The 11,389-nt window shown below is 71.1% G+C and carries 13 protein-coding genes; 10 read left to right on the forward strand and 3 right to left on the reverse strand.

Features of this window, described 5'->3' with window-relative positions; all coding sequences use genetic code 11:
- The first annotated feature begins 1 nt into the window (after nt 1).
- The 9 genes from ACFC1R_RS33060 to ACFC1R_RS33100 all read left to right on the forward strand — a co-directional run bounded on the left by ACFC1R_RS33060 (nt 2) and on the right by ACFC1R_RS33100 (nt 8,712).
- Nucleotides 2-991 carry an aldo/keto reductase gene (locus ACFC1R_RS33060; protein WP_375945042.1) on the forward strand — a complete coding sequence of 330 codons (990 nt, stop codon included), beginning with the start codon at nt 2-4 and terminating at the stop codon, nt 989-991.
- Nucleotides 991-1,731 carry a (Fe-S)-binding protein gene (locus tag ACFC1R_RS33065; RefSeq protein WP_375945017.1) on the forward strand — a complete coding sequence of 247 codons (741 nt, stop codon included), beginning with the start codon at nt 991-993 and terminating at the stop codon, nt 1,729-1,731. Before ACFC1R_RS33060 ends, ACFC1R_RS33065 begins: the two co-directional genes overlap by 1 nt.
- Nucleotides 1,728-3,209 (forward strand): LutB/LldF family L-lactate oxidation iron-sulfur protein, encoded by a 1,482-nt coding sequence (locus ACFC1R_RS33070; RefSeq protein WP_375945019.1) that lies wholly within the window; start codon nt 1,728-1,730, stop codon nt 3,207-3,209. The genes ACFC1R_RS33065 and ACFC1R_RS33070 overlap by 4 nt, the downstream gene beginning before the upstream one ends.
- Entirely contained in the window at nt 3,206-3,859 is a 654-nt protein-coding gene (locus ACFC1R_RS33075) for a lactate utilization protein C (protein WP_375945021.1), read from the forward strand. The genes ACFC1R_RS33070 and ACFC1R_RS33075 overlap by 4 nt, the downstream gene beginning before the upstream one ends.
- The gene (locus tag ACFC1R_RS33080; RefSeq protein ID WP_375945023.1) at nt 3,856-4,167 is read left to right on the forward strand and encodes an L-rhamnose mutarotase; all 312 of its coding nucleotides are present in this window, start codon (nt 3,856-3,858) and stop codon (nt 4,165-4,167) included. The genes ACFC1R_RS33075 and ACFC1R_RS33080 overlap by 4 nt, the downstream gene beginning before the upstream one ends.
- Nucleotides 4,164-5,045 (forward strand): amidohydrolase family protein, encoded by an 882-nt coding sequence (locus ACFC1R_RS33085; protein WP_375945044.1) that lies wholly within the window; start codon nt 4,164-4,166, stop codon nt 5,043-5,045. Before ACFC1R_RS33080 ends, ACFC1R_RS33085 begins: the two co-directional genes overlap by 4 nt.
- Nucleotides 5,046-5,185: 140 nt before the next feature.
- A complete protein-coding gene (locus ACFC1R_RS33090; protein WP_375945025.1) occupies nt 5,186-5,881 on the forward strand; it encodes a FadR/GntR family transcriptional regulator in 696 nt (231 codons plus the stop codon).
- Nucleotides 5,882-6,379: 498 nt separating this feature from the next.
- Nucleotides 6,380-7,612, forward strand: coding sequence for an MFS transporter (locus ACFC1R_RS33095; protein ID WP_375945027.1), 1,233 nt, complete (start codon nt 6,380-6,382; stop codon nt 7,610-7,612).
- A gap of 359 nt (nt 7,613-7,971) precedes the next feature.
- A complete protein-coding gene (locus ACFC1R_RS33100; protein WP_375945029.1) occupies nt 7,972-8,712 on the forward strand; it encodes a class I SAM-dependent methyltransferase in 741 nt (246 codons plus the stop codon).
- Nucleotides 8,713-9,178: 466 nt separating this feature from the next.
- On the opposite strand, the gene ACFC1R_RS33105 is transcribed toward ACFC1R_RS33100, so the two are convergent.
- On the reverse strand, nt 9,179-9,475 hold the full coding sequence (locus ACFC1R_RS33105; protein ID WP_375945031.1) for a hypothetical protein: 297 nt from the start codon (nt 9,473-9,475) through the stop codon (nt 9,179-9,181).
- A 194-nt stretch (nt 9,476-9,669) separates the two neighbouring features.
- On the opposite strand from ACFC1R_RS33105, the gene thpR reads away from it, so the two are divergent.
- Nucleotides 9,670-10,317 carry an RNA 2',3'-cyclic phosphodiesterase gene (gene thpR, locus ACFC1R_RS33110; protein ID WP_375945033.1) on the forward strand — a complete coding sequence of 216 codons (648 nt, stop codon included), beginning with the start codon at nt 9,670-9,672 and terminating at the stop codon, nt 10,315-10,317.
- Here thpR and ACFC1R_RS33115 read toward each other — a convergent pair.
- The gene (locus tag ACFC1R_RS33115) at nt 10,280-10,618 is read right to left on the reverse strand and encodes a hypothetical protein (protein ID WP_375945035.1); all 339 of its coding nucleotides are present in this window, start codon (nt 10,616-10,618) and stop codon (nt 10,280-10,282) included. The two genes, thpR and ACFC1R_RS33115, sit on opposite strands and share 38 nt — an antisense overlap.
- 111 nt (nt 10,619-10,729) lie before the next feature.
- A complete protein-coding gene (locus ACFC1R_RS33120) occupies nt 10,730-11,278 on the reverse strand; it encodes a YceI family protein (RefSeq protein WP_375945037.1) in 549 nt (182 codons plus the stop codon).
- Between the last annotated feature and the right edge of the window lie 111 nt (nt 11,279-11,389).

Consider the following 11,389-nt stretch of genomic DNA (forward strand, 5'->3'; position numbering starts at 1 on the left):
CCTGCACCGCAACCGACTGGGTCGAACCCTGGTAGGGGTCAGCGAACTCTCCTTCGGCGGGGCCGGAATCGGCAACCTGTTCACGGCGGTGAGCGACGAGCAGGCCGAGCAGGCCGTGGCAGCCGCCTGGGAGGCGGGCGTTCGCTACTTCGACACCGCCCCGCACTACGGGCTCGGCCTGTCCGAACGCCGCCTCGGCGACGCGCTGAGCGCCAGGCCCCGCAGCGAGTACGTGCTGTCCACCAAGGTCGGCAGGCTGCTGGAGCCGGCCGACCTCGGCGGCGACGACCTCGCCAACGGCTTCGCCGTCCCCGCGACTCACCGCCGAAGCTGGGACTTCAGTGCGAAGGGCGTGCGCAGTTCCATCGAGGAGAGCCTGAACCGGCTCGGCCTGGACCGGATCGACGTCGCCTACCTGCACGATCCCGACGACCATGCCGAGCAGGCCCTCGCCGAGGCCTACCCCGAGTTGGAACGGCTGCGCGCAGAGGGCGTGCTGGGGGCGATCGGTGTCGGCATGAACCACGCCGACCTGCTCACCCGCTTCGTCCGCGAGACGGACGTCGATGCCGTGCTGCTGGCCGGCCGCTACAGCCTGCTCGACCAGTGCGGTCTCACCGAACTCCTGCCCCTCGCCCACCAGCGCGGCGTCGGCGTGGTGATCGGCGGGGTCTTCAACTCCGGCCTGCTCGCCGACCCCAGACCCGGCGCCACCTTCGACTACGCTCCCGCAAACCTGCAGTTGCTTGAGCGTGCGATCGGCTTCAGGATCGTCTGCGAACGGTACGGCGTGCCGCTGCGCGCCGCCGCCCTGCGATTCCCGTTCGGGCACCCAGCCGTAGCGAGCGTCCTGGTCGGCACCCGCAGCGCCGCCGAGGCGCGGGACGCCGCCGCAATGCTCCACCACCCCATCCCGGATGCGCTGTGGGTGGAGTTGAAGGAGCGCGGGATGCTCGCCGCAGACGTGCCGACCCCTTCGGAGGTGGGCTGATGCGTATCGCCCTGTTCATCACCTGCTTCAACGACACCATGTTTCCGGGCACCGGCCGGGCGGTGGTGACCGTCCTGGAACGGCTCGGCCACACAGTCGACTTCCCGCAGGAGCAGACCTGCTGCGGACAGATGCACTTCAACACCGGCTACCGCCCGGACGCCGTGCCACTGGTGTCGCGCTTCGCCCGGACCTTCGCCGAGTACGACGCGGTGGTCACCCCGTCCGCGTCGTGCGCCGGCATGGTGCGGGACAACCACCCGGTACTGGCCGAGGAGTACGGGCACGCCGAGCTCCAGCGGCAGGTCGCCGAAGTAGTGCCCAGAGTGCACGAGTTCACCGAATTCCTCACCCATGTCCTCGGTGTCACCGACGTCGGCGCCCGGTTCCCGCACCGCGTCACCTACCACCCCACCTGCCACTCGCTGCGCGGCCTGCGGCTCGGCGACCGTCCGCTGCAACTGCTGCGAGCCGTCGAGGACATCGAGCTGCTCGACCTCCCGGCCGCCGACTCCTGCTGCGGCTTCGGCGGCACCTTCGCCGTCAAGAACGCCGACACCTCCGCCGCGATGCTCACCGACAAGACGCGGGGAGTCCGGGACACCGGCGCCGAGGTGCTGTGCGCTGCCGACAACTCGTGCCTGATGCACATCGGCGGCGGCCTCTCCAGGCAGGGCAGTCCGGTCCGGACCATGCACCTGGCCGAGATCCTCGCAGCCACCGAAGGAGCCGCGCAATGAGCAACCCCGGCGACCGCGGCGTGGTCTGGCTCGGCTCACCGTCCTTCCCCGACGCCGCCCGCGAGGCACTGAAGAACACCCAATTGCGCGCCAACCTCAAACGGGCCACCTCCACCATCCGCGACAAGCGCCTCACGGTGGCCGCGGAGTTGGACGACTGGGAGGCGCTGCGCGACTCGGCCGCCGCGATCAAGAAGCGCACCGCGCGCCATCTCGACCGCTACCTGGTGCAGTTGGAGCAGTCCGTCACCGCGGCGGGCGGAACCGTGCACTGGGCCGCCGACGCTGCCGAGGCCAACCGGATCGTCACCGACCTGGTACGCGCGACCGGCGAGCAGGAGGTCGTGAAGGTCAAGTCCATGGTCACCCAGGAGATCGGCCTCAACGAACACCTCGCCGAGGCAGGGATCACCGCGTACGAGACCGACCTCGCCGAGCTCATCGTCCAGCTGGGAGACGACCGGCCCTCCCACATCCTGGTCCCGACGATCCACCGGAACCGCACCGAGATCCGCGACCTCTTCACCGCCAGGATGGGCGAGTGGGGTCAACCGGCGCCCGACGGGCTGGGCGACGACCCGGCCGAACTCGCGGAGGCCGCCCGCTTGCACCTGCGCGAGAAGTTCCTCACCGCCAAGGTCGCCGTCTCCGGCGCCAACTTCGCCATGGCCGACACCGGTACCGTCGTCGTCGTGGAGTCCGAGGGCAACGGCCGGATGTGCCTGACCCTGCCCGAGACCCTGATCACCGTCATGGGTATCGAGAAGGTCGTCCCCACCTGGTCCGACCTGGAGGTGTTCCTCCAGCTGCTACCGCGCTCCTCCACCGGCGAGCGGATGAACCCCTACACCTCCAGCTGGACCGGCACCACCGACGGCGACGGGCCGCAGGACTTCCACCTGGTGCTGCTCGACAACGGCCGCAGCGACACCCTCGCAGACACCGTCGGACGCCAGGCCCTCGCCTGCATCCGCTGCTCGGCCTGCCTCAACGTCTGTCCGGTCTTCGAGCGCACCGGCGGCCACGCCTACGGCTCGGTGTACCCCGGACCGATCGGCGCCGTTCTCACCCCGCAGCTGGTGGGAGTGGACGGTGACATAAAAAGCGCGGCCGCGTCGCTGCCCTTCGCCTCCACCCTGTGCGGGGCCTGCTACGACGCCTGCCCCGTAAAGATCAACATCCCGGAGGTCCTGGCCCACCTGCGGGCCGAGGTCGTCGAGGCGAAGCGGACCTCCGAACGCCTGCCCACGGCCGAGGCCGTGGCGATGAAGGCCGCAGCCAGAGTTCTCGACTCCCCACAGCTGCTCGCCGCTGCGCAGAAGGCGGCGAGTCTCGGCGGCCGTGCGCTCGCCCGACGCGGCCGCATCGGCCGACTGCCCGGCCCGCTGCACGGGTGGTCCGACACCCGTGACACCCCCGCGCCGCCCGCCGAGTCCTTCCGCACCTGGTGGCGCAAGAACAAGGAAGGGGAGCGATGAGCAGCCGCGAGACCGTCCTCGGCCGCATCCGCGCCGCACTAGCCGACGTCCCTGCCGACGAGACCCCGGGCGACGTGCCCGTGCCCCGCGACTACCGCCGCACCCACACCCGGCCGGGCGAGAACACGGTGGCGCTGTTCGCCGAACGCGTCGCCGACTACCGCGCCACCGTCACCCGTACCGACCGGGCCGGCCTGTCCGACGCCATCGCCGCCGCCCTCGCCAGACACGATGCCCGCAACCTGGCCCTGCCGGGTGGATTTCCCGTCGCCCTCCTGCCGGTCGGCAGTTGGGAGTGGCACACGGAACCCCTGGACATCCCCGCCCTGGACGCCCTGGACGGAGCGATCACCCTCGCCGCCGCCGGCATCGCCGTCACCGGCACCATCGTCCTGGACGCCGGCCCCGGCCAGGGCCGGCGCGCCCTCACCCTCGTCCCCGACTACCACCTGTGCGTCATCCGGGCCGAACAGATCGCCGACGACGTCCCCGACGCCCTTGCCCGGCTCGACCCGACCCGGCCACTGACCTTCATCTCCGGCCCGTCCGCCACCAGCGACATCGAACTCGACCGCGTGGAAGGCGTCCACGGGCCCCGCACCCTGGACGTCATCATCGTCGACCCCGCCCGCCCGGAGCAGCAGCCATGAGAATCGCCCTGCACACCCGCGTCCGCGAGGACCGGATCGAGGAGTACGAGGCCGCACACCGCGCGGTGCCGGACGAGCTGACCGCCGCGATCCGCGCCGCCGGCGCGACCTCCTGGACCATCTGGCGCAGCGGCTGCGAGCTCTTCCACCTGCTCGAATGCGAGGACTACGGTCGCCTGCTCGCCGCGCTGGAGCACCTGCCGGTCAACGTCGCCTGGCAGGCCCGCATGGCAGACCTCCTCGACGTGGTCCACGACTACTCGAAGGACGGCGCCACCGCAGGCATCCCGGTGGTGTGGCAGCTGTGACCGGCCGGCAGATCATCGACGCGCACCACCACGTATGGGACCTGGACGTCCGCCCGCAGCCCTGGATCGCCGGCGAGTCCCTCGCACCGCTCGCCCGCTCCTTCTCCGCCGCCGAGCTCGAAGCCGAGGCGCGTACTGCCGGCGTGGTGGGCACCGTCGCCGTCCAGACGGTCTGCGTCCCCGAGGAGACCCCGGAGCTGTTGGCCCTCGCCGCCGGCAACGACCTGGTCACCGGGGTCGTCGGCTGGACCGACCTCACCGCCCCGGACGTCGCCGACACGATCGCGGCCCTGCGCGAACTTCCCGGTGGAGACCGGCTGGTGGGCATCCGCCACCAGGTCCAGGACGAGCCCGACCCGAACTGGCTGCTCCGCCGGGACGTCCGCCGCGGGCTGCTCGCCGTCGCCGCAGCCGGCCTCGCCTACGACCTCGTCGTCAAGCCGCACCACCTGCGCGCCGCCGCCCTCGCCGCCGCCGGCATCACCGGGCTGACCTTCGTCCTCGACCACCTCGGCAAGCCGCCCATCGCCACCGGCGCGCTCGACCCCTGGGCAGCCGACCTGCGCCGGCTGGCGGCACTGCCCAACACCGTGTGCAAACTCTCCGGAATGGTCACCGAGGCCACCCCGGGCAGCTGGCGAACCGTGGACCTCAGGCCCTACGCCGACACCACGCTGGACACCTTCGGCCCGCACCGGATCCTCTTCGGCTCCGACTGGCCGGTCTGCACCCTCCAGGCCGGCTACCCCGAAGTCATCCGGATCGCCGACCGCCTCACCGACCGGCTCAGCCCAAGGGAGAAGGAAGCTGTGTTCAGCCGCAACGCGATCCGGGTGTACGGACTGCGGCCACCTGGGCCGCCCGACGACGAGGCGTGAGCAACCCCCGGCGACAGGACTGCAGGACGTCGGCTCGGACCGGGCGAGTACGGCGTGATGGGCGACCGCTATTTCGAAGATGAGTTCGAATCGTGCGGCGAGGACTATGCTGCAAGGCACATGACCATGGGAGGCATGCAGTGCCAGTCACTGACGAGGCGATCGAGAAGATCAAGGCGATGATCGTCAGCGGCGAGCTCCGCCCCGGCTCTCGCCTTCCGAGGGAGGCTGACCTCGCCGAGCGGCTCGGCCTCTCCCGCAGCTCCTTGCGCGAGGCGGTCAAGGCCCTCTCGCTCATCCGGGTACTCGACGTGCGCCAGGGCGACGGTACGTACGTGACCAGCCTGGAACCGAACCTATTGCTGGACGCCCTGGGCTTCGTCGTCGACTTCCACCAGGACGACACGGTCCTGGAATTCCTGGAGGTCCGCCGCATCCTGGAGCCCGCCGCTGCGGCCATGGCCGCTCGGGTCATGTCGGACGAGGACATCACAGCCCTGCGCGAGGTGCTGGACGGCCTCAGCGACGACGCCACGCTTCAGGAACTGATCGACAACGACCTCGAGTTCCACCGCCGGATCGCCGCCGGCTCGGGCAACACCGTGCTCTGCTCGCTGATCGACGGCCTGTCCGGCCCGACCGCACGCGCGCGGATCTGGCGCGGACTGACGGAGGAGGGCGCGGTCGAGCGCACCCGCCAGCAGCACCACGCCATCCTCGACGCCATCGCCCGCCGAGCTCCCGACCTCGCGCACTCCTGGGCGACGGTCCACGTGGCAGGTGTCGAGCAGTGGCTTCGCGACACCCTCGGTACGGCGGGTTCCCCGCTCGGCTGAACGGAGAATAGAGCCGCTCCCGCGCTGCCCGGTTGCGCTGTACTCGCCGTTCCTGTACATGGAACCCTTGCTCGCTCCACGACCAGCGGGGACAGTTCACCCTTGATCCGGGCGAGGTCGCGGCGCACCACCGCGGGATCGGTGGCGGCCAGGTCTGCCAGCGCCTGCTCGATCGTCGGGCTGGACGCCGCCGGCACCGGAGTCAGGAAGTCCGGCACGTACACCGTCGGCAGCCGCACCAGCTGGGACAGCAGATCCCAGCACACCCCCGCCAGCCGCCGTCCGGCCTGCCGCACCCAGGGCAGATGGACCGCGTGCCGGCCCGGGTCCTTGAGCACCTCAACGCTCGTCGTCACCTCGCACAGCGGCGAGCGGGCGAACCGCGTCCGGGCGAGGTCCGGTGCGGAGAACTCCCAGGTGAGCACGGGCATCCCCCATGAGGATTCGATCAGGCTGGAATATGTGGGCGGTGGTGATCATTCCAGCGAGCCTCGGTGCATGACCACCGCCACACTCCCTCCGCTGCGCGACCGTCTCGGCCTGCCCGACACCGCCGGCCGCGCCCGCCTGATCGGCGCCCACCTCGTCGACAGCCTCGGCACCGGGCTGATCCTCGCCTTCGTCCTCGTCTACTTCGCCCGCGCCACCACCCTCCCTCTCGCCGCGATCGGCGCCGCCGTCTCCACCGCCCGGCTGCTCGCCCTGCCCACCGCCCTCGCCGTCGGCCCGCTGATCGACCGCCACGGCGCCCGCGTCGTGGCGTCCGGCGCCAACGCGCTCTCCGCGCTCGCCTACTGCGGGTTCCTGCTCACCCACCACGCCTGGCAGATCGTCCTGGTCTGCCTGCTCGCCCAGATCGGCCACGCCGGCTACTGGACCGCCGGCACCGGCCTGGTGGTCCTCGCCTCCCACGAGGGCGAGCGCACCCGGTGGTTCGCTTTGGTGCAGACGCTGCGCAACACCGGCATGGGCCTCGGCGGGGCGCTGGGAGCCGTCCTGATGGTCGGCGGCGGTACCGGAGTGCTACGGCTGCTGGTGGTGCTCAACGCGGCCAGCTACCTGCTCGCGTCCATCCTGCTGGCCACGTGGCGGCCCACCGCTGCGCCCGCGCGGGAGGCCAGGACGGCCGGGACGGGTGGCTACCGGGAGGTGCTGCGGGACCGGCGATACCTGCTGCTGGTGGCGGTCAACCTCAGCTTCGTCTTCGCGTCGATGATCCTCAGCATGCTGCTGGCCGTCTACCTCACCGTCGGCCTGCACCGCAACGCCTCGGTGGCCGGTTCTCTCCTCGTCCTCAACGGCGTGCAGGTCGTTCTCACCCAGAGTGCCGTCGCCCGCCGTCTGGAGGGTCGGCGTCCCACCCGGGTGGTCGCCGCCGGGGCACTGCTCAACGCGTTCGCCTTCGGCCTCTTCGCGCTGCTCGCAGCCGCCCCCGGCTGGGCCGTCCTGCCAGGCCTGTACACCGCGATGCTCGTGTACAACCTCGCCGAGACCGTCGCGACCCCCTGCCGAGAGGATCTCAGCGTCTCGCTCGCCGACCCGGCTCGGCGCGGTCGCTACCTGGCCGTCTACCAACTCTCCTGGAACGTCGGCCAGGCCGTCGCCCCCGGCCTGCTCACCCTGCTGCTCGCCCGCGGCGCCGCCTGGCCCTGGCTCTTTCTGCTCGTCCTCAGTCTGGCCGCGGTGCCCGGCCTCCTACGGCTCGGACCGACGTCCTCCTCGACGACATGACGACGGCGTGGCCCTTTTGCAGCCGACGACTGCACATCATGAGAACCGGAAGGTGCAGGTGTCCCGGGCTCGTTGGGCGCGACCTCGGTGTACCAGGGCGGCGAGGTACAGCCAGGACTTTCAGGTCCGCGAGCTCACCCGGGACCTCGGCCCCGCCACGCTGCGCCAGGTCATGAGCTGACTGGAGCGCACCCGCACTGCGGCCCTCGCGCTGCGTGGCGAGCAGGTCCCGTTCGCTGGTGGTTCCACCGGTGCAGGGTCGAACGCGGTGTGAAGGATTGGGCCGCGTGGTTTCCGCCGGTGCCAGGGCCGGTACGGAGACTGTCAACGCTGCCACGACACACGGGAGAGACCTGCTGATGAGTGCTTCGGAGCGCTACGTGCGCGCGTGGGAGGGTTTCTGGGCCGAGAACACGGGCGAGCCGGGCGAGCCGTTCTGGGACGCGGACGCGACGCTGACGGCGGCTCCGCACACCGCACTGCTCGCGGCCCACGCCGACCGCATGCTGCCGATCGTCGACCTCGGCTGCGGCAACGGCACCCAGACCCGCTACCTGGCCGGGCACTTCCCGCGCGCGGTGGGCGTCGACCTGTCAGCCTCGGCCGTGGCCCACGCCCGTCGGGTGGACCGCGACGCAGTGGCCGAGTTCGAACAGCTCGACCTCACGGACCTGGTGGGGGTGCGGCGACTCGGTGACCGACTCGGCGAGGCCAACGTCTACCTGCGGGCAGTGCTCCACCAGAGCGACCCGGCCGACCGGGCGCCGGTCGCGGCCGCCGCCGCCCTGCTGCTCGGCCGGCGCGGCCGGGGCTTCGTGGTCGAGCCGACCGCCGCCGCCAAGGCGGTGCTCCAACAGGTCGCCGAACGGCCGGGCGGCCCGCCGGACAAGCTCCGACAGGTCCGCAAGCACCGACTGCGCCCAGCCGAAGTCGCCCCAGGGGAACTGCCCGAGCTGCTGCGTGGCGCCGCATTGGAGATCCTCGACCAGGGCGAGACCGACCTCGCGATGAGCGAGCGCCACCCGGACGGCACCCGGGTCGCGCTGCCGGCCCACTGGTTCGTGGTTGCTGCGGTAGGGGGCAGCCGGCCGGGCAGCTGAGCGCCCGCTGGCAGCGGTCTGCCGCATCCGCGCCAGCCGTGACCTCAAGGACGCCTGGACGATCTGTGGCTCTGACTTCAGCAGCGTCACCTGTCCTGACGGCAACGTGGAGTGGTTCGTTGTCGGCACGAACCACCAGATCTTCCACATCCGGTCGGGAAGCGGAGGCTGGCGGTCTCTGGGCGGAGCCGCCAGGAGCGCCGCTCCGAACGGCGCGTACGCGGCTTCAGTGCAGGCGGCACTGTCGTCATCGACACGATCGGCACAGACGACAACTGGTGGTGCAACGATCGAGGAACCGGCAACTGGTCGGGCCGGAACCGCTGTTGGCCCGCACGTTTCGCCTGGGGCTGTGTCTGGATCATGATCGGGAACGCGCAAGTGCCCTCTGAACCGGGGTGATGAGGCTTGTCCAAGGTCTCCGTCAGCCCAGCGGGAAGGAACCTCCCGTGTGCACACTGCCGGGTCACGTCCCCGGCTCGTCGTCTCCACCGATGGGCACGGAGTCGTCGGCCACGCCGGGTCGCGACTTCTGGCCGATCTCGCCGAAGCCACCGGCCTCACGCAGGCCTTCGGCGATGTCCTGCGTCGGCTTCGTCCGCGCGGCACCGGCCACGATCCGGGCCGGATCACCGTCGATCTTGCGAAGATGCTCGCCGACGGCGGCGAGGCGGTCACCGACCTGGCGCTGCTGCGCGATCAGCCCGAGATGTTCGGCCTGGTCGCATCCACCCTCCACGGCCCGGCGGCTGCTGGCCGGCATCGACCCGGCCGCGCCGCTTCGGCGGCGTTCCGTGCTGCTGATCGGCCTGCGCCAGCAGCGCCCCGACGGCCCGCCCGCACCGCCGAACTGTGGCTGCCCGACGAGGCAGGCGCCGCCACCGCAGTGGAACAGGACCTCGGCGCCGGCGGCACCAGTGAGCGCAGGCGACCTACCCTCGGCTAACCTCCCCCCTCGTGGACGATCACCCCGAGCCCTCGACCCTCCGCGTCTTCGTGGCACTGGCTCCGCCCGACGAGGCCAAGGACGAACTGGCCCAGGCCCTGCAGCCTGCCTACGCCATGTACCCGCGGCTGCGGTGGAACCGGATCGAGGACTGGCACATCACCCTGGCCTTCCTCGGTGAACTGCCATCCACGGCAGTGCCGCTGCTGCGGTCGGCGCTGGCCGCTTCGACTGCGTCGCGCCCCGCCCTGCACCTGGGCCTGCGGGGCGGCGGCCACTTCGACCAGCGACTGCTGTGGAGCGGGATCGACGGGGACCTGGAGGGACTGCACCTGCTCGCCGCCGACGTCCGGGACCTGATCAGGTCCTGCGGGATCGAGCTCAGGGACCGCCCGCTGCGCCCCCATCTGACCCTGGCACGGTCCCGCCGCGACGATCCCACCAGTGTGCCGCAGGCCGCGGCCGGGCTCACCGGGTTCGTGGGCCGGCCGTGGTGGACCGAACGTCTCCACCTCGTCGGCAGCAACATCGGCCGTGGTCCCGGGCCGATCCGCTATCGCGACATCGAGTCGTGGCGATTCGCCGCCGCGGTCCGGGCCGGGGGCGGGCGGCCCGGTCAGCCTACGAGTACACCTCCGCCCGGAGCCCATCCGGCGTGACCTGGATGACTGCGACCTGGTACGGGGTCCTGCCGGTGCGGGCGTTCTCGTCGTCGAGGCGCACGAGGACGTCGTCGCAGGCCCCGTAATCCAGCCAGGGGGTGGGCGGGATGCCGTGAAGTGGGTGACCGAGTGCGATCTCCTGGAGGGGTTCGCCGGCGATGGCCGCGGCGCGGGGTGAGTTCTCGACCTCCCACCACCAGCCCTCGTCCGCTTCCAGGTCGGGGCACCAGCGGAGCGCGGATGTGGCCCCGGCCGGGACGGCCCGCCCTTCCGAGAAGGGACGGTGACCACCCAGCACACCTGCAAGCCGCCGACCGTCCACTGGCACGCCGACTGGTACTGCGGCGGCTGACCGTACAGACCGTCGCCGGGCTGATCCTGGCCGGCTGCAGGTCCGGCTGCAGGCCCGTTAGCGGCGGGTGAAGTGGGTGGCGAGGGTGACGGTGGTGAGGCCTTTGATCATTCCGGCCTTGTTCCAGCCCATGCCGAAGTCGTTGCGGTCGATGGCGACCTCGCCGCTGAGGGTCACGTCGTTCGGGCCGATGGCAGTGGCGCGGGCGGTGAAGGTGAGCGGGCGGGTCGTACCGAGCACGGTGAGGCGGCCGGTGACCTCGGCAAATCCGGCGCTGTCGGCGACGACGTCAGTGGCGGTGAAGGTGAACGTCGGATACCTCTCGACATCGAAGAAGTCAGCAGAGCGCAGGTGGGTGTCGAGCTTGGCCTGCTTGCTGAGGATCGACGCGGCCTCGATGGTCAGCGTGCCGTGCGCGGAACCGTCGGGGCCGATCTCGCCTTCGCCGCTGAGCTTGGTGAAGGCGGCCCTGATCGTGGCCAGCCCCCACATCGACTTGTGCTTGATCTCCACTGATGACCTGGTCGCGTCCAGGGCCCAGGACCCGGCGCTGAGGTCGGACAGTCCGGTGGAGGGCTGGGCGGGGTCGGTGGTGTGGTTCGCCATGGTGATCGCCTTTCGCGGTGAGACCGCGGGTGAGTTTTTCGAGGGCTGTCGCTTGTACTGCGGCTTTCCGCCGTGCGGGCGGGACAGCTAAACCCGCGGAGCACCACGACC

The organism is Kitasatospora sp. NPDC056138, assembly GCF_042264695.1.
Taxonomy (GTDB): Bacteria; Actinomycetota; Actinomycetes; order Streptomycetales; family Streptomycetaceae; genus Kitasatospora.